The following is a 14,529-nucleotide window of genomic DNA, read 5'->3' as shown; positions in this document are numbered from 1 at the left end:
GTATTCCCAGTCGTGTTACTTGCGAATCGGACGCCGCGGGCCCTTGCGGGTGCGCGCGTTGGTCTGCGTCTGCTGCCCGCGCAGAGGAAGGCCGCGACGATGGCGCACGCCCCGGTAGCAACCGAGATCCATCAGCCGCTTGATGTTCATGCTGATCTCGCGCCGCAGGTCCCCTTCAACCGGGAACTTGTCGACCTCGGCCCGCAGCGCATCCACCTCGGCATCGGTGAGATCCCTCACCTTCATGTCAGGACGCACCCCGGCGGATTCGCAGATATGCCGGGCACGCGTGGGACCAATGCCATAGATCGACGTCAGTGCGATCACCGTATGCTTCTGATCAGGAATATTGATTCCAGCGACGCGAGCCATCCAACTTCTCCATAAAGATTCGGCAAAGCCGACTATAGTATCAGCGTTTCGGTCAGCGGCCAAGCTCAGCCCTGGCGCTGCTTGTGACGGGCTTCCGTACAGATGACACGGACGGTCCCGTTGCGACGCACCACCTTGCAGTTGCGGCAAATCGGCTTAACGGATGCGCGTACCTTCATTTTCCTTCTCCTGTGCTAGCGGATCCCGGTCCCGCCGAAACCCTTGAGATTCGCCTTCTTCATCAGCCCTTCATACTGATGCGATACCAGGTGCGACTGCAGCTGCGCCATGAAGTCCATGACCACGATCACGATGATCAGCAGCGACGTACCGCCGAAGTAGAACGGCACGTTCCAGTACAGGATGAGGAACTCGGGCAGCAGACACACTGCGGTGATGTACACCGCGCCCACCGCTGTCAGCCGGGTCATCACCCCGTCAATGTAGCGCTCCGTCTGCACACCGGGACGGATCCCGGGGATGAACGCACCTTGTTTTTTCAGGTTCTCCGCCGTATCCCGCGAATTGAATACCAGCGCGGTATAGAAGAAACAGAAAAATATGATCGCTGCAGCATAAAAGCCCACGTACAACGGCTGCCCGGGCGCCAGCGTGGTCGAGATCTCCCGCAGCCAGTCCATCCCTTCGGCCTGTCCGAACCACTGACCCAGCGTCGACGGGAAGAGGATGATACTCGACGCGAAGATCGGCGGGATCCCCCCCGCCATGTTCAGCTTCAACGGAAGGTGGGACGACTGTCCACCCACCATCTTGCGACCCACCTGACGTTTGGCATAGTTGATCGTGATTCGCCGCTGGCCGCGCTCCACGAAGACCACGAACGCGGTCACCGCCAGGGCCAGGATCAGCAGGATCACCACGAAGGCAGCAGCCAGTTCGCCCGTCCGCGCCAGTTCCAGGGTTCCGCCAATCGCGCCCGGCAGCCCCGCCACGATCCCGGCGAAGATGATGATCGAAATACCGTTGCCAATGCCCCGTTCCGTGATCTGTTCACCCAGCCACATGAGGAACAGCGTTCCCGTAACGAGCGACACAACCACCGTAAAGATGAAGATCGGACCCGGGTTCAGCGCCATGGGCATGCCCTGTATGGTCTGCCCGTTCAGCGCGATACCGATCCCGATACTCTGAAACAGAGCCAGCACCACGGTGCCATACCGGGTGTACTGGGTGATCTTTCGGCGGCCGGCTTCCCCTTCCTTTTTCAGCTGCTGCAGAGACGGCACCACCGCGGCCAGAAGCTGCATGATGATGGCCGCCGAGATATACGGCATCACGCCAAGCGCGAAGACCGACAGTCGCTCCAGCGCACCACCGGAGAACATGTTGAACATGTCCAGGATGGTGCCGCTTTGCTGTTCAAAGAACTGCTGAACCGCAACCGGATTGATGCCCGGCACCGGAATGAACGTCCCGATCCGATAAACCACCAGCGCGCCCAGCACGAACAGCAGGCGTTTGCGCAACTCGGTGAAGCCGGTCAGTCCGCCTCCACCACCCGCTCGGGCTGCCGGTCCGCGCGCCATTATCAGACCTCGACGCTGCCGCCCGCGGCCTCGATCGCCGCGCGCGCACCCCTGGAGACCCGGACACCACGGACGGTGACCGCGCCGGACACCTCGCCCGAGGCAAAGATCTTCGCCGCACGCGCCTCAGCCGGGATCACACCCGCCTGCTTCAGCGTCTCCAGACTGACCTCGCCGCCAACGCGGTTCAGTTCGTTCAGGCGCACTTCGGCCGTTTCGGCCTGGCGACGCGAGCGGAAGCCGACCTTGGGCAGCCGACGCTGCAGGGGCATCTGGCCACCCTCAAAGCCGGTCTTGGTGAACCCGCCGGAGCGAGACTTCTGCCCTTTATGTCCACGTCCGCCGGTCTTTCCCAGGCCGGAGCCGATACCGCGCCCGACCCGTTTCCCGGCCTTACGGGCACCCTGCGGACTCGCAATCTCATTCAGTCGCATTTCAGACTTCCTCTACGTCCAGGAGATAGCGCACCTTGCGCACCATCCCCAGATTCTCGGGCGTCGCCTCGATCACCGAGGTACTGTGCATCCTGCGCAGGCCGAGCCCCCGAACCGTCGCCTTGTGGCTGCGGATCCGATTCGCCGGACTGCGCACGAGTTTGACTTTGAGTTTGCTCATGATCAGCTCTTCACGTCTTCGACCGACTTGCCGCGTTTCGCCGCGATCAGTTCGGGCGAGTTCACCATGGCCAGTCCGTTGATTGTCGCCTGCACCACGTTGATGGGGTTGCGGGATCCGACACATTTCGCCAGCACGTTTTTGACGCCCGCGACCTCCAGGACCGCGCGCATCGCGCCACCGGCGATGATACCGGTACCCTCGGATGCCGGCTGCATGTAGACCTTCGCCGCCCCGTGGCGTCCGTTCACGGCGTAGTGCAGGGTGCCCTCCTGCAACGCCACATCCCGCATCTCGAGGCGCGCCTGTTGCATCGCCTTCTGAATCGCCTGCGGGACCTCGCGCGCCTTGCCATAACCGAAGCCGACACGGCCTTCGCCATCGCCCACCACGGTCAGCGCGGCGAACCGGAACTGCCGGCCGCCCTTGACGACCTTGGCGACTCGGTTGACGCCGATCAGCTTTTCCTGGAGCCCATCGGTGGCTTCACTTACATCATTACGTGCCATTGTTATCTCCGCTGGGTCCGTCTGCTAGAACTGGAGCCCGCCCTCGCGGGCAGCATCGGCCAGGGCTTTCACCCGACCATGGAAGCGGAAGCCGGAACGGTCGAATGCGACTTCCTGGATACCCGCCTGGCGCGCACGCTCGGCAATCTTCTGACCCACGCGCGCGGCAGCATCCGCATTCCCGGTGTAGGTACCCGCATCACGCAGGTCCTTCTCGACCGTGGAGGCCGCGGCCACCACATTGTCGCCATTGGGGGCGATGAGCTGTGCATACATGTGCCGCGGCGTGCGATGGATACAGAGACGGTGAACGCCCTGCTCGCGAATCTTGTACCGCGCCCGACGTGCCCGCTTGATTCTGGCCTGTTTCTTGTCCACTGGTGCCTACCTACTTCTTCTTGGCTTCTTTGCGCTGGATACGCTCGTCCTTGTACTTCACGCCCTTGCCCTTGTAGGGCTCCGGGGGACGCAGCGCGCGGATATCGGCGGCCACCTGGCCGACGCTCTGACGATCATGCCCCTGCACCGCGATTTCGGTGGGCGAACGCGCCTCGACGGTCACCCCCTCCGGAATCGAGAAGTCGATCGGATGTGAAAATCCGAGGGTCAGATTCAGGTTCTTGCCCTGAACCTGTGCCCGGTATCCAACCCCGACCAGCTCCAGCACGATTTCGAAGCCCTGGCTGACGCCATGGACATGATTGCCGAGCAGCGACCGAATAGTTCCGGCCATCGCGTAGGTCTTCGCCTTCTCGCTGGGCTGAACGGTCACGGTATTGTCCTCGACGGAGACCAGCACGGTCTCGGGGACGGAGAGGGAAATCTCCCCCTTGGGCCCCTTGACCGTGATGCGGTCGCCCTGCTGATCGAGGGACACCCCGTTGGGCAGCTCCAGCGGCAGATTTGCAATGCGAGACATCGAATCGTCCTCAGTAGATCTTGCAGAGCACTTCGCCGCCCTGACCGATCTCGCGTGCGGCGCGATCGCTCATCACGCCGCGCGGCGTGGAGATCACGGCCACACCCAGACCGGCATTGATGCGGGGCAGCTCGTTTTTGCCGCGGTAAATCCGCAGCCCCGGCCGCGAGATGCGCTGTACGGTTTCGATCACCGGCTGGCCCTGGAAATATTTCAGGGTGGCGATCAACACCTTGCGAGCACCTTCGCCTTCCGAGCGGTAATCGGCGATGAAGCCCTCGTCCGCGAACACACGCAGAATCGCTTCCTTGTTCTTGCTATACGGGATCGACACCTGCTCCTTGTCGGCGCGCTGTGCATTGCGCAGCCGGGTGAGCATGTCGGCGATCGGATCGGTCATCATGGCGGTTTCTCCTTACCAGCTCGCCTTGCGCAGCCCCGGAATCTCGCCCTTCATGGCGTACTCGCGAAGCTTGTTTCGGCCCAGGCCAAACCGGCGATAGTAACCCTTCGGCCGACCGGTCACGGCACAGCGATTCTTCTGCCGCACGGGACTGGAGTCACGCGGCAGCTTCTGCAGCTTGTTCATCGCCTCCAGACGTTCCTCGCCAGACCGGTTCTCGTCGACGAGAATCGCCTTGAGTTCCTGCCGTTTCTCGGCGTGCTTCTTCGCCAGGCGTTCACGCTTACGCTCACGCTGGACCATCGATACCTTGGCCATTCCTCTTACCTCTTTACTGCCGGAAGGGGAAGTTGAAGGCCTCCAGGAGAGCCCGGGCTTCCGCGTCCGTCTTGGCGCTGGTCGTAATCGTAATGTCCATCCCCCGGAGGCGATCGACGCGGTCGTAATCGATCTCCGGAAAGATGATCTGTTCCTTCACCCCGAGGGTGTAATTACCGCGGCCGTCAAACGCCTTCGGGCTGAAGCCGCGGAAATCGCGCACACGAGGCAGCGCGATGTTGATCAGACGATCCAGAAACTCGTACATCTGGCGGCGCCGCAACGTCACCTTGCAGCCGATCGGATACCCGTCGCGGATCTTGAATCCGGCAATGGATTTGCGCGCCCGGGTCACGACCGGCTTCTGCCCCGCGATGGCGGTCATGTCACCCATCGCGTGCTCGATGATCTTCTTGTCAGCAACCGCGTCTCCAAGACCCATGTTCAGGGTGACCTTGGTGACCTGCGGGATCTCCATGACGTTGCCGTAACCGAACTGCTCCTGCAGGGCCGGCTTGATCCTGGACTCGTAATCTTCTTTCAAGCGTTCCATAAACCGATATTCCTGCAGTTAAGCGTCCACGACCTCGTCGTTCGAGCGATAAACCCGAACCTTTCGGCCATCTTCCAGCGTGCGAATCCCGACCCGGTCGCCCTTGGCGGTCGCCGGGTTGTACAGCATGACGTTCGAAATATGCATGGGCATCTCCTTCTCAATGATGCCGCCGCTGACGCCCTGCTGGGGATTCGGTTTCTGATGTTTCTTCGCCATGTTGATGTTCTGCACCAGGACCTTGTCGTCCTGCACCTTGATCACCGTGCCGCGCCGGCCCTTGTCCTTACCGGCGACCACGACGACATCGTCACCCTTGCGAATCTTTTTCATGACGTCCTCAAAGCACTTCCGGCGCGAGAGAAATGATCTTCATGTAATTCTCTCCACGCAGTTCACGGGTCACCGGGCCAAAGATACGGGTCCCGACCGGCTGGTACTGGCTGTTCAGCAGCACCGCCGCATTACGGTCGAACCGGATCACCGAACCATCGGAACGACGAACACCGGATGCGGTACGCACGACCACGGCATTGTACACGTCGCCCTTCTTGACCTTGCCCCGGGGAATGGCGTCCTTGACGGACACCTTGATGACGTCCCCGATCCGCGCATAACGCCGATGGGATCCGCCCAGGACCTTGATGCACTGCATGCGGCGCGCGCCGGAATTGTCGGCGGCTTCAAGGACGGTCTGCATCTGAATCATGGATGTTCTCCCGGGATCCGGTTCACAGCGCGTCGCGCCCGACCACTTCGATCAGGGCAAAGCGCTTCTGTTTCGACATGGGCCGGCACTCCCGAACCCGTACGCGATCGCCTTCCTTCGACACGTTCTCTTCGTCATGGACGCGGAGCTTCGTCGACCGGCGAATGAACTTGCCATACAGCGGGTGCCGAACGCGCCGTTCAACCACGACCGTGCGGGTCTTGTCCATCTTGTCGCTGACCACGCGACCCACAACGGAGCGCTGGGTTTTCGTCGTTTCCTGGTTCATCTTCGTTAACCCGCCGTTCTGCGTTCGTTCATCAGCGTCTTGATCCGGGCGATATCGCGCCGCACGGTTCTCATGCGGTCGGGACGCGAAAGCTGCCCGACGGCCTGCTGCATGCGCAGACCGAACTGTTCCTTGTACAGGGCCTCGAGTTCACTTCCGAGTTCCTGATCGGACTTGTTCCTGAGTTCGGACGTTTTCATCACATCACCTGCCGACGCGTAAACACGGTCTTAACGGGGAGCTTCGCAGCGGCGAGTCGAAACGCCTCGCGCGCGACATCCTCGTTGACCCCTTCCATCTCGTAAAGCATGCGGCCCGGCTGGACCTTGCATACCCAGTACTCAACACCGCCCTTGCCCTTGCCCATGCGGACTTCCAGGGGCTTGCTGGTTACCGGAACGTCGGGGAACACCCGAATCCAGATCTTGCCGCCGCGCTTGATGTGACGGACCATCGCCCGCCGCGCGGCTTCGATCTGCCGGGCGTTCACCCGACCGCGCTCGACCGCCTGGAGCCCGTACTCGCCGAAGCTCACCTTGGCGCCCACGGACGCCATACCGCGGTTGCGCCCCTTGAACTGCTTCCTGAACTTGGTTCTTTTTGGCTGCAACATAGCTTATGTCCTAGCTCGCGTTGGCCGCGGCGCGGCGGCCTTCGGTGGGCTCCAGGCTGAAGACCTCACCCTTGAAGATCCAGACCTTCACGCCGATGATTCCGTAAGTCGTTCGCGCCTCGGCGAATCCGTAGTCGATATCCGCCCGGAGCGTATGCAGCGGCACACGACCCTCCCGATACCACTCGGACCGGGCGATTTCGGCGCCATTCAGGCGACCGGAAACATGCACCTTGATGCCTTCCGCCCCCAGGCGCACCGCGTTGCCCACCGCCCGCTTCATCGCCCGACGGAACATGATGCGGCGCTCCAGCTGCTGGGCGATACCTTCGGCCACCAGCTGGGCCTCGATTTCGGGCTTGCGGACCTCCTCGATGTTGATCTTGACCGAACCCTGGTCCAGACCCGTCTCGCGCGCCACTTCGCGGCGCAGCTTCTCGATGTCCTCGCCCTTCTTGCCAATCACGATACCCGGACGTGCCGTCTGAATCGTGATGTGCGCCGCTTTCGCGGGGCGCTCGATGATGACACGGCTCACGGACGCATGGCTCAGCCGCTTCAGGAGGAACTCCCGCAGCTGGATGTCGTTGTTCAGCGTATCACCGAAATCCTCGCCGTCCGCATACCAGGTGGCGGACCACGGGCGCGAGATGCCGAGGCGAATGCCGGTCGGATGTACCTTGTTACCCATGCTTACTTCGCCCCCTTCTCGCTGACACCCACGATCACGTGGCTCGTGCGCTTAAGAATACGGTTGCCGCGGCCCTTCGCGCGGGCCTGCATGCGCTTCAGCACCGGCCCTTCGTCGACCTGGATCCGCGACACGCGCAGTTCGTCAATGTCGGCGCCGTCGTTGTTTTCGGCGTTCGCGATGGCCGATTCCAGCACCTTCTTGACGATGGCCGCCGGTTTCTTGCGGCTGAACGTGAGTTCGTTCAGCGCCTTTTCCACCGGCATGCCGCGAACCTGGTCAGCAATCAGCCGCGCCTTTTGCGGCGACATCCGCGCGAACCGGAGTTTTGCGATCGTTTCCATCAAACCGTCCTCAGCGCGATTTCTTGTTGGCGATGTGACCCTTGAAGGTCCGGGTCGCGGCGAATTCGCCCAACTTGTGGCCAACCATGTTCTCGTTGATGAGCACCGGGACATGCTGCCGCCCGTTATGCACCGCGATGGTGAGACCCACCATCTGCGGAATGATCATCGAACGCCGGGACCAGGTCTTGATCGGACGACGGTCGTTCTTTTCCGCCGCCACTTCCACCTTCTGGCGCAGGTGATGGTCAACGAACGGGCCTTTCTTCAGTGAACGCGGCATGCTCGTGCTCCGTTACTTCTTGCGCCGACGCACAATCATGCGGTCGGTACGTTTGTTGTTACGGGTCTTGAAGCCCTTGGTCGGGCGCCCCCACGGGGTTACCGGATGGCGACCGAAGTTGCGGCCTTCACCGCCCCCATGCGGATGGTCGACCGGGTTCATCGCCGTACCGCGGACCGTCGGGCGCTTGCCCTGCCAGCGACGTGCGCCGGCCTTGCCAAATTTGCGCAGGGAATGCTCGGAGTGTCCGACTTCGCCGACCACGGCCCGGCACTCGGACTGAATGCGGCGCATCTCTCCGGACGCGAGCCGGACCGTTGCCAGCTGCCCTTCTCGGGCCACCACCTGCGCGCTGCCACCGGCCGAGCGCACCAGCTGCGCGCCCTTGCCAGGCTTCAGCTCAATGCCGTGCACTGTGGTGCCCACCGGAATGGACCGCAGCGCCATGGCGTTGCCGGGCCGGATCGGTGCCTGCGAGCCGCTCGAAACGGTATCCCCGACCTTCAGCCCGCGCGGCGCAATGATATACCGACGTTCGCCATCGCGATACAGCAGAAGCGCCAGGTGAGCACTGCGGGCCGGATCGTATTCCAGCCGCTCAACGCGAGCCGGGATATTGTCCTTCGTCCGCTTGAAGTCGACCGTACGGTAGCGCTGCTTGTGCCCGCCGCCGATATGCCGCGAGGTGATGCGGCCGGTGTTGTTGCGCCCGCCGGTCCGCTGCTTCTTCTCGACCAGGCCCGAATACGGCTCACCTCGATGCAGACCGTCTCCGCGAATCTGCACCGCGTGCCGCCGGCCGGCCGACGTGGGGTTGGTCTTGATAATAGCCATGATCAGAGCTGCTCCCCTTCACCCATGTCAATGCTTTCGCCCGGGGCCAGCGACACATAGGCCTTCTTCCAGTGATTCCGCCGCCCGAACTGGCGACCGAAGCGCTTGGTCTTGCCCTGCTGCCGCAGCGTGCGCACGCCTTCCACGCGCACCTCGAAGAGCTGCTCGACGGCAGCCTTCACCTCGGCCTTGCTTGCATCGGGCAGCACCTTGAACACGTATTGCCCGACCTCCCCGGCCATCGTCGCTTTTTCCGACACCACCGGGCCCTGGATTACCTGCATCAGACGGCCATTCATGCCAACCACTCCTCGATCCGGCGCACGGTCGCTTCGGTCATCACCACGGTTTCGGCTCCGACGAGATTGGCCGGACCGATCTCGCCCAGGGTCGCCACATCCACGCGCGGCACGTTCCTCAATGCCCGGTCGGTCCGCTCATCCTCGGCATCGAGCACGACGAGACCGGACTCCATCCCGAGCTGACGCAGCTCGGCGACGCCATCACGGGTCTTGCCGCTATCCACGCTGAAGCTGGAAACGACCTTCAGCCGCTCCTGCCGCACCAGCTCGGAAAGGATCGACGCCAGCGCAGCGCGATACATCTTCCGATTCAGCTTCTGCGAGAAATCCCGCGTGCGGGCCGCAAACACCTTGCCGCCACCAATCCACAGCGGACTGCGGATCGTACCCGCACGGGCACGGCCTGTCCCCTTCTGGCGGAACGGCTTGATGCCACCGCCGGAAACCTGCGAACGAGTTTTCTGCGCACGGGTACCGCGGCGGGCGGCCGCCAATTGCGCCACCACGGCCTGGTGAACCAGCGAGTCATTGAACTCGCGTTCGAAGCAGGCGGACGAAAGCTCCACACTGGCCCCGGTATCGGCTGTTGTCATCTGCATCGTTATCAACCCTTCGCCTTGACTGCCGGCCGGATCATCACGTCCGCGCTGGACGGTCCGGGAACGGCACCCTTGACCAGCAGCAGTCCGCGATCCGCATCGACCCGGACCACACTGAGATTCTGAATGGTCTTTCGCTCGGCGCCCATCTGGCCCGCCATCTTCTTGCCCTTGAACACGCGACCCGGGCTCTGGTTCTGCCCGATCGATCCCGGCGCCCGATGGGCCAGCGAGTTACCATGGGTAGCGTCCTGGGTACGGAAGTTGTGCCGCTTCACCGTCCCCTGGAAACCCTTGCCCTTGCTCTGCGCGGTCACGTCGACCATCTGGCCCTCTTCGAACCGATCGACGGTCATCGCGTCGCCCGGGCTCAGGCCCTCGGCGTCTTCACCATCGAGGCGGAACTCCCAGAGCCCCCGCCCGGGTTCGACTTCGGCCCTGGCGAAGTGCCCGCTCGCCGCGCGGTTCACCCGCTGCGGCTTGCGCGAGCCGGCCGTGACCTGCACCGCGTCGTAGCCATCGCTGTCGGCACGCTTCACCTGGACCACGCGATTATTGTCCACCTCGAGCACCGTGACCGGCACCGACGCGCCCTCTTCGGTGAACACGCGCGTCATTCCAAGCTTGCGACCAATGAGTCCAAGAGCCATTTTCCAACCCCTTCGTAATCGCTGGCGCGGCCCTGCGCCCCAAAGTCGTGGCCCGGCGCCGAACGCCGGGCCACGGAAAGCCCAATATTATGACAGAAAGTTTCCGCTTAGTTAAGTCGAATCTGAACATTGACCCCAGCGGCCAGGTCCAGCTTCATCAACGCGTCCACCGTCTTGTCCGTGGGATCCATAATGTCCATCAGGCGCTTGTGGGTACGCAGCTCGTACTGATCCCGCGCGTCCTTGTTGACATGCGGGGAGGTCAGCACCGTGTACGACTCCCGCTTGGTCGGCAGCGGAATGGGGCCCTTGACCCGCGCCCCGGTCCGCTTCGCTGTTTCCACGATTTCGGCCGCTGACCGGTCAATGAGACGGTGGTCAAAGGCCTTGAGCCGAATTCGAATACGCTGATTAGCCATGGATCTTTACTCGATAATCTTGGAGACGACGCCGGCGCCCACGGTGCGGCCGCCTTCGCGAATCGCGAAACGCAGACCGTCTTCCATGGCGATCGGGCTGATCAGCGACACCGTCATCTTCACGTTGTCGCCCGGCATCACCATCTCGGTGCCTTCCGGCAGCTCGACCGATCCCGTCACGTCCGTCGTGCGGAAATAGAACTGCGGCCGATACCCGTTGAAGAACGGCGTGTGACGACCACCCTCTTCCTTGTTCAGGATGTAGACTTCCGCCTCGAACTGGGTGTGCGGCGTGATCGAACCCGGCTTGCACAGCACCTGACCGCGCTGCACGTCGTCACGCTTGGTGCCGCGCAACAGCACGCCCACGTTGTCGCCGGCCTCGCCCTGGTCCAGCAGCTTGCGGAACATCTCCACGCCGGTCACCGTGGTCTTCTGCGTGTCGTGCAGACCCACGATCTCCACTTCCTCGCCGACCTTCACCACGCCGCGCTCAACGCGACCGGTGACCACGGTGCCACGACCGGAAATCGAGAACACGTCTTCCACCGGCATCAGGAACGCACCGTCCACCGCGCGCTCCGGCTCGGGGATGAAGCGGTCCATCTCGTCCACCAGCTTGTGGATCGCCTGGGCACCCATCTCGCTTTCGTCACCTTCCAGCGCCTTCAGCGCCGAACCGGTGACCACCGGGGTGTCGTCACCCGGGAAATCATAGCTCGACAGCAGATCGCGGACTTCCATCTCCACCAGCTCCAGAAGCTCCGGATCGTCCACCATGTCCGCCTTGTTCAGGAACACCACGATGTGCGGCACACCCACCTGACGCGACAGCAGGATGTGCTCCCGCGTCTGCGGCATCGGACCGTCCGCCGCCGAAACCACCAGAATGGCGCCGTCCATCTGCGCCGCACCGGTGATCATGTTCTTCACGTAGTCCGCGTGACCCGGGCAGTCCACGTGCGCATAGTGGCGCGTGTCCGACTCGTACTCCACGTGCGCCGTCGCAATCGTGATCCCGCGCTGCTTCTCTTCCGGCGCGTTGTCAATCTGGTCAAAGGCACGCGCATCGCTGCCGTACTTCTTCGCCTGAACCACCGTCAACGCCGCCGTCAGCGTCGTCTTCCCGTGGTCCACATGACCAATCGTCCCCACATTCACGTGCGGCTTCTTGCGTTCGAACTTTTCCTTGGACATATCTCGCTTCCCCGGATCGTGACGCTGTCGTTACGACGGCAGCACTGACGCTGCTACGTGCCTGAAAAAATGGAGCTCATGACCGGACTCGAACCGGTGACCTCTTCCTTACCAAGGAAGTGCTCTACCTGCTGAGCTACATGAGCCTGACCTGCAAGCCAGAATCTGGAGCGGGTGATGGGAATCGAACCCACATCATCAGCTTGGAAGGCTGAGGTTCTACCATTGAACTACACCCGCAGAACCCTGGCTTTCTCGCCATCGCCCGCTCGGGTCGCTGGCATGAAACTGGGTGGTGGAGGGAGGAGGATTCGAACCTCCGAAGGCTGTGCCAGCAGATTTACAGTCTGCCCCCGTTGGCCGCTTGGGTATCCCTCCTGAACCAAGCCGTGCATTCTGAGAGACAGATCGGGGCAAGTCAACCCCGCGCGAGAAGCCGTTCGCAAAAGCGTCGATCGGCCCGCATCGAAAGCGTTGCCGGCGAAAAACCTTGCACACATCCTTGTAATCCGCCGAATAACCGCTCTAATATCGGGCGAATGTACGGGTCGGCCGCATCGCCGGCCCGAACATGCGTTTTCATTCCGGACCGCGCCACGTAGAGTGTGGATCATCCCCAATAACGTCTGCGAACATCCATGGCCAACAGCAACACGACGCCCCGCCTGCCGGGGCTGGCGAAACGCCTCGTCGACAACGGGCTGATTGCACAGGACATCGCCCAGCAGCTGGTCGAACAGGCGCGGACCCAACAGACTCCCCTCATGGCGCTGCTGGCCGACAAGGGCGACGTGCCGGAACCGCGACTGGTGGAGGCGGCGGCCGAGGAGTTTGGCCTTCCGGTGCTGGACATGGCGGCCTTTGACGAGGAAGTCATCCCGCGCGACCACCTGAACGAGAAGCTGATCCAGAAGCATCATGCCCTGCCTCTGATGCAGCGCGGCAACCGGCTGTTCATCGCCGTGTCCGATCCCACCAACCTGGTGGCCACCGACGAATTCAAGTTCGCCACCGGAATGCCCGTCGAGGCGGTGCTGGTGGAACCGAAGAAGCTGGACCGGGCGATCGACGACGCGCTCAATGCTGCGTCGCAGCTGATGGAGGACCTGGGCGACGACGAACTCGACAGCCTGAACGTCGAGGCGGATTCCGACGCCGACAACGCATCCGAGGAAGGCGACGCAGTCGACGACGCCCCGGTCGTTCGCTTCGTCAACAAGCTCCTGATGGACGCCATCAACCGCAAGGCATCGGATATCCACCTGGAGCCTTTCGAGAAAGATTTCCGCGTGCGCTTCCGCATCGACGGGGTGCTGCACGAGGTGGCTCATCCACCGACCTCGCTGGCCCCGCGCATCCTCGCGCGCGTCAAGGTCATGTCGCGCATGGACATCGCCGAGCGCCGCATTCCGCAGGACGGACGCATCAAGCTGAAGCTCTCGCGCACCCGCGCGATCGATTTCCGGGTCAGTTCGCTGCCCACGCTGTTCGGCGAAAAGATCGTTCTGCGAATCCTCGACCCGAGCTCGGCATCGATGGGCATCGATCAGCTCGGTTACGAGGAGGAGCAGAAGGCGCAGTACCTGGAGGCCCTCGGCCGCCCGTACGGAATGATCCTGGTGACCGGACCGACCGGCTCCGGCAAGACCGTCTCCCTCTACACCGGTCTGGGCATCCTCAACACGTCCGACCGCAACATCTCCACTGCGGAAGACCCGTCCGAGATCAACATGCCCGGGGTGAACCAGGTCAACATCAACCCCAAGGTCGGACTGACATTCGCCAGCGCGCTGCGCGCCTTCCTGCGCCAGGACCCCGACGTAATCATGGTCGGCGAGATCCGCGACCTGGAAACCGCCGAGATCGCCATCAAGGCCGCCCAGACCGGGCATCTGGTACTCTCCACCCTGCACACCAACGATGCGCCGCAGACCCTCACGCGCCTGGCCAACATGGGGGTCCCGCCATACAACATCGCCTCGTCCATCCTGCTGATCATCGCGCAGCGACTGGCGCGCCGTCTGTGCCCCAACTGCAAGGCACCCGAGGATCTGCCGGAGGAAACGCTGCGCGACGAGGGCTTCACCGACGAGGAGCTCGAACAGGGCTTCACGGTGTACCGGCCGGTGGGCTGCGATCAGTGCACTAACGGCTACAAGGGCCGGGTCGGGATCTACCAGGTTCTGCCGATCTCGGAGGAACTCGAACGAATCATCCTTGAGAATGGCAACAGCACCGAACTCGCCCGCCAGGCCGAAAAGGAAGGCATCAAGGACCTGCGGCGGGCGGGCCTGCACAAGGTCATCGAAGGGCTGACCAGCCTGGAAGAAGTCAACCGCGTGACCATCGACTAGCGGCTAAGG

General features: G+C 62.7%; 26 protein-coding genes and 3 tRNA genes. 1 reads left to right on the top strand and 28 read right to left on the bottom strand.

The window, feature by feature from the left end:
- Positions 1 to 15: 15 nt before the first annotated feature.
- The 28 genes from rpsM to F788_RS0102430 all read right to left on the bottom strand — a co-directional run bounded on the left by rpsM (position 16) and on the right by F788_RS0102430 (position 12,544).
- Entirely contained in the window at positions 16 to 372 is a 357-nt protein-coding gene (rpsM, locus tag F788_RS0102560) for a 30S ribosomal protein S13 (protein ID WP_019589160.1), read from the bottom strand.
- A gap of 65 nt (positions 373 to 437) precedes the next feature.
- The gene (gene rpmJ / locus F788_RS13555; protein ID WP_018935185.1) at positions 438 to 551 is read right to left on the bottom strand and encodes a 50S ribosomal protein L36; all 114 of its coding nucleotides are present in this window, start codon (positions 549 to 551) and stop codon (positions 438 to 440) included.
- A 15-nt stretch (positions 552 to 566) separates the two neighbouring features.
- A complete protein-coding gene (gene secY, locus F788_RS0102555) occupies positions 567 to 1,919 on the bottom strand; it encodes a preprotein translocase subunit SecY (RefSeq protein WP_026332681.1) in 1,353 nt (450 codons plus the stop codon).
- A gap of 2 nt (positions 1,920 to 1,921) precedes the next feature.
- Positions 1,922 to 2,353, bottom strand: a complete 432-nt coding sequence (gene rplO, locus F788_RS0102550; protein ID WP_018870664.1) for a 50S ribosomal protein L15 — start codon at positions 2,351 to 2,353, stop codon at positions 1,922 to 1,924.
- Between the two features lies 1 nt (position 2,354).
- Entirely contained in the window at positions 2,355 to 2,534 is a 180-nt protein-coding gene (rpmD, locus tag F788_RS0102545) for a 50S ribosomal protein L30 (RefSeq protein ID WP_018870665.1), read from the bottom strand.
- A gap of 2 nt (positions 2,535 to 2,536) precedes the next feature.
- Positions 2,537 to 3,043 (bottom strand): 30S ribosomal protein S5, encoded by a 507-nt coding sequence (gene rpsE, locus F788_RS0102540; RefSeq protein ID WP_018870666.1) that lies wholly within the window; start codon positions 3,041 to 3,043, stop codon positions 2,537 to 2,539.
- A gap of 24 nt (positions 3,044 to 3,067) precedes the next feature.
- The gene (rplR, locus tag F788_RS0102535; RefSeq protein WP_018870667.1) at positions 3,068 to 3,421 is read right to left on the bottom strand and encodes a 50S ribosomal protein L18; all 354 of its coding nucleotides are present in this window, start codon (positions 3,419 to 3,421) and stop codon (positions 3,068 to 3,070) included.
- A 10-nt stretch (positions 3,422 to 3,431) separates the two neighbouring features.
- A complete protein-coding gene (gene rplF / locus F788_RS0102530; protein WP_018870668.1) occupies positions 3,432 to 3,962 on the bottom strand; it encodes a 50S ribosomal protein L6 in 531 nt (176 codons plus the stop codon).
- Positions 3,963 to 3,972: 10 nt separating this feature from the next.
- The gene (gene rpsH, locus F788_RS0102525; RefSeq protein ID WP_018870669.1) at positions 3,973 to 4,365 is read right to left on the bottom strand and encodes a 30S ribosomal protein S8; all 393 of its coding nucleotides are present in this window, start codon (positions 4,363 to 4,365) and stop codon (positions 3,973 to 3,975) included.
- A 12-nt stretch (positions 4,366 to 4,377) separates the two neighbouring features.
- Positions 4,378 to 4,683 carry a 30S ribosomal protein S14 gene (gene rpsN / locus F788_RS0102520; protein WP_018870670.1) on the bottom strand — a complete coding sequence of 102 codons (306 nt, stop codon included), beginning with the start codon at positions 4,681 to 4,683 and terminating at the stop codon, positions 4,378 to 4,380.
- 13 nt (positions 4,684 to 4,696) lie between these two features.
- Positions 4,697 to 5,236, bottom strand: coding sequence for a 50S ribosomal protein L5 (gene rplE / locus F788_RS0102515; RefSeq protein WP_018946630.1), 540 nt, complete (start codon positions 5,234 to 5,236; stop codon positions 4,697 to 4,699).
- Positions 5,237 to 5,254: 18 nt separating this feature from the next.
- Positions 5,255 to 5,569 carry a 50S ribosomal protein L24 gene (rplX, locus tag F788_RS0102510; protein WP_019589158.1) on the bottom strand — a complete coding sequence of 105 codons (315 nt, stop codon included), beginning with the start codon at positions 5,567 to 5,569 and terminating at the stop codon, positions 5,255 to 5,257.
- A 7-nt stretch (positions 5,570 to 5,576) separates the two neighbouring features.
- Positions 5,577 to 5,945: a 50S ribosomal protein L14 gene (gene rplN / locus F788_RS0102505; protein WP_018870673.1), complete on the bottom strand. Its 369-nt coding sequence runs from the start codon at positions 5,943 to 5,945 to the stop codon at positions 5,577 to 5,579.
- 22 nt (positions 5,946 to 5,967) lie between these two features.
- Entirely contained in the window at positions 5,968 to 6,234 is a 267-nt protein-coding gene (rpsQ, locus tag F788_RS0102500; RefSeq protein WP_018870674.1) for a 30S ribosomal protein S17, read from the bottom strand.
- A gap of 5 nt (positions 6,235 to 6,239) precedes the next feature.
- On the bottom strand, positions 6,240 to 6,434 hold the full coding sequence (gene rpmC, locus F788_RS0102495) for a 50S ribosomal protein L29 (protein WP_019589157.1): 195 nt from the start codon (positions 6,432 to 6,434) through the stop codon (positions 6,240 to 6,242).
- Entirely contained in the window at positions 6,434 to 6,847 is a 414-nt protein-coding gene (gene rplP, locus F788_RS0102490; protein ID WP_018870676.1) for a 50S ribosomal protein L16, read from the bottom strand. The genes rpmC and rplP overlap by 1 nt, the downstream gene beginning before the upstream one ends.
- Before the next feature lie 10 nt (positions 6,848 to 6,857).
- Positions 6,858 to 7,538, bottom strand: a complete 681-nt coding sequence (rpsC, locus tag F788_RS0102485) for a 30S ribosomal protein S3 (RefSeq protein WP_018870677.1) — start codon at positions 7,536 to 7,538, stop codon at positions 6,858 to 6,860.
- 2 nt (positions 7,539 to 7,540) lie between these two features.
- Positions 7,541 to 7,882, bottom strand: coding sequence for a 50S ribosomal protein L22 (gene rplV / locus F788_RS0102480; RefSeq protein WP_018870678.1), 342 nt, complete (start codon positions 7,880 to 7,882; stop codon positions 7,541 to 7,543).
- A 10-nt stretch (positions 7,883 to 7,892) separates the two neighbouring features.
- Positions 7,893 to 8,165 (bottom strand): 30S ribosomal protein S19, encoded by a 273-nt coding sequence (gene rpsS, locus F788_RS0102475; protein ID WP_018870679.1) that lies wholly within the window; start codon positions 8,163 to 8,165, stop codon positions 7,893 to 7,895.
- Between the two features lie 12 nt (positions 8,166 to 8,177).
- Positions 8,178 to 8,999: a 50S ribosomal protein L2 gene (gene rplB / locus F788_RS0102470; protein WP_019589156.1), complete on the bottom strand. Its 822-nt coding sequence runs from the start codon at positions 8,997 to 8,999 to the stop codon at positions 8,178 to 8,180.
- 2 nt (positions 9,000 to 9,001) lie between these two features.
- Complete coding sequence (gene rplW / locus F788_RS0102465) at positions 9,002 to 9,298, bottom strand: 50S ribosomal protein L23 (protein ID WP_018870681.1); 297 nt, start codon at positions 9,296 to 9,298, stop codon at positions 9,002 to 9,004.
- Entirely contained in the window at positions 9,295 to 9,900 is a 606-nt protein-coding gene (rplD, locus tag F788_RS0102460; RefSeq protein ID WP_019589155.1) for a 50S ribosomal protein L4, read from the bottom strand. Before rplD ends, rplW begins: the two co-directional genes overlap by 4 nt.
- 5 nt (positions 9,901 to 9,905) lie before the next feature.
- A complete protein-coding gene (rplC, locus tag F788_RS0102455; protein WP_026279564.1) occupies positions 9,906 to 10,550 on the bottom strand; it encodes a 50S ribosomal protein L3 in 645 nt (214 codons plus the stop codon).
- Between the two features lie 107 nt (positions 10,551 to 10,657).
- Positions 10,658 to 10,969, bottom strand: a complete 312-nt coding sequence (rpsJ, locus tag F788_RS0102450) for a 30S ribosomal protein S10 (protein WP_018870684.1) — start codon at positions 10,967 to 10,969, stop codon at positions 10,658 to 10,660.
- Positions 10,970 to 10,975: 6 nt separating this feature from the next.
- A complete protein-coding gene (gene tuf / locus F788_RS0102445; protein WP_019021415.1) occupies positions 10,976 to 12,166 on the bottom strand; it encodes an elongation factor Tu in 1,191 nt (396 codons plus the stop codon).
- Positions 12,167 to 12,236: 70 nt separating this feature from the next.
- A tRNA-Thr gene (locus F788_RS0102440) sits at positions 12,237 to 12,312 on the bottom strand.
- A 20-nt stretch (positions 12,313 to 12,332) separates the two neighbouring features.
- Positions 12,333 to 12,406 (bottom strand) — tRNA-Gly (locus tag F788_RS0102435).
- A 53-nt stretch (positions 12,407 to 12,459) separates the two neighbouring features.
- A tRNA-Tyr gene (locus F788_RS0102430) sits at positions 12,460 to 12,544 on the bottom strand.
- Positions 12,545 to 12,804: 260 nt separating this feature from the next.
- On the opposite strand from F788_RS0102430, the gene pilB reads away from it, so the two are divergent.
- The gene (gene pilB, locus F788_RS0102425; RefSeq protein WP_018869891.1) at positions 12,805 to 14,520 is read left to right on the top strand and encodes a type IV-A pilus assembly ATPase PilB; all 1,716 of its coding nucleotides are present in this window, start codon (positions 12,805 to 12,807) and stop codon (positions 14,518 to 14,520) included.
- Positions 14,521 to 14,529 lie beyond the last annotated feature (9 nt).

It is taken from the genome of Thioalkalivibrio sp. ALE10, assembly GCF_000381385.1.
In the GTDB taxonomy this organism is placed as follows: domain Bacteria; phylum Pseudomonadota; class Gammaproteobacteria; order Ectothiorhodospirales; family Ectothiorhodospiraceae; genus Thioalkalivibrio.
Note: the sequence above shows the minus strand (reverse complement) of the source record. Positions and strands in the feature narration are given on the sequence as shown.

What these genes read in the sequence shown, in the direction of transcription:
- rpsM (WP_019589160.1), bottom strand. Translation starts at nt 372, where the DNA reads ATGGCTCGCGTCGCTGGAATCAATATTCCTGATCAGAAGCATACGGTG.
- rpmJ (WP_018935185.1), bottom strand. Translation starts at nt 551, where the DNA reads ATGAAGGTACGCGCATCCGTTAAGCCGATTTGCCGCAACTGCAAGGTG.
- secY (WP_026332681.1), bottom strand. Translation starts at nt 1,919, where the DNA reads ATGGCGCGCGGACCGGCAGCCCGAGCGGGTGGTGGAGGCGGACTGACC.
- rplO (WP_018870664.1), bottom strand. Translation starts at nt 2,353, where the DNA reads ATGCGACTGAATGAGATTGCGAGTCCGCAGGGTGCCCGTAAGGCCGGG.
- rpmD (WP_018870665.1), bottom strand. Translation starts at nt 2,534, where the DNA reads ATGAGCAAACTCAAAGTCAAACTCGTGCGCAGTCCGGCGAATCGGATC.
- rpsE (WP_018870666.1), bottom strand. Translation starts at nt 3,043, where the DNA reads ATGGCACGTAATGATGTAAGTGAAGCCACCGATGGGCTCCAGGAAAAG.
- rplF (WP_018870668.1), bottom strand. Translation starts at nt 3,962, where the DNA reads ATGTCTCGCATTGCAAATCTGCCGCTGGAGCTGCCCAACGGGGTGTCC.
- rpsH (WP_018870669.1), bottom strand. Translation starts at nt 4,365, where the DNA reads ATGATGACCGATCCGATCGCCGACATGCTCACCCGGCTGCGCAATGCA.
- rpsN (WP_018870670.1), bottom strand. Translation starts at nt 4,683, where the DNA reads ATGGCCAAGGTATCGATGGTCCAGCGTGAGCGTAAGCGTGAACGCCTG.
- rplE (WP_018946630.1), bottom strand. Translation starts at nt 5,236, where the DNA reads ATGGAACGCTTGAAAGAAGATTACGAGTCCAGGATCAAGCCGGCCCTG.
- rplX (WP_019589158.1), bottom strand. Translation starts at nt 5,569, where the DNA reads ATGAAAAAGATTCGCAAGGGTGACGATGTCGTCGTGGTCGCCGGTAAG.
- rplN (WP_018870673.1), bottom strand. Translation starts at nt 5,945, where the DNA reads ATGATTCAGATGCAGACCGTCCTTGAAGCCGCCGACAATTCCGGCGCG.
- rpsQ (WP_018870674.1), bottom strand. Translation starts at nt 6,234, where the DNA reads ATGAACCAGGAAACGACGAAAACCCAGCGCTCCGTTGTGGGTCGCGTG.
- rpmC (WP_019589157.1), bottom strand. Translation starts at nt 6,434, where the DNA reads ATGAAAACGTCCGAACTCAGGAACAAGTCCGATCAGGAACTCGGAAGT.
- rplP (WP_018870676.1), bottom strand. Translation starts at nt 6,847, where the DNA reads ATGTTGCAGCCAAAAAGAACCAAGTTCAGGAAGCAGTTCAAGGGGCGC.
- rpsC (WP_018870677.1), bottom strand. Translation starts at nt 7,538, where the DNA reads ATGGGTAACAAGGTACATCCGACCGGCATTCGCCTCGGCATCTCGCGC.
- rplV (WP_018870678.1), bottom strand. Translation starts at nt 7,882, where the DNA reads ATGGAAACGATCGCAAAACTCCGGTTCGCGCGGATGTCGCCGCAAAAG.
- rpsS (WP_018870679.1), bottom strand. Translation starts at nt 8,165, where the DNA reads ATGCCGCGTTCACTGAAGAAAGGCCCGTTCGTTGACCATCACCTGCGC.
- rplB (WP_019589156.1), bottom strand. Translation starts at nt 8,999, where the DNA reads ATGGCTATTATCAAGACCAACCCCACGTCGGCCGGCCGGCGGCACGCG.
- rplW (WP_018870681.1), bottom strand. Translation starts at nt 9,298, where the DNA reads ATGAATGGCCGTCTGATGCAGGTAATCCAGGGCCCGGTGGTGTCGGAA.
- rplD (WP_019589155.1), bottom strand. Translation starts at nt 9,900, where the DNA reads ATGCAGATGACAACAGCCGATACCGGGGCCAGTGTGGAGCTTTCGTCC.
- rplC (WP_026279564.1), bottom strand. Translation starts at nt 10,550, where the DNA reads ATGGCTCTTGGACTCATTGGTCGCAAGCTTGGAATGACGCGCGTGTTC.
- rpsJ (WP_018870684.1), bottom strand. Translation starts at nt 10,969, where the DNA reads ATGGCTAATCAGCGTATTCGAATTCGGCTCAAGGCCTTTGACCACCGT.
- tuf (WP_019021415.1), bottom strand. Translation starts at nt 12,166, where the DNA reads ATGTCCAAGGAAAAGTTCGAACGCAAGAAGCCGCACGTGAATGTGGGG.
- pilB (WP_018869891.1), top strand. Translation starts at nt 12,805, where the DNA reads ATGGCCAACAGCAACACGACGCCCCGCCTGCCGGGGCTGGCGAAACGC.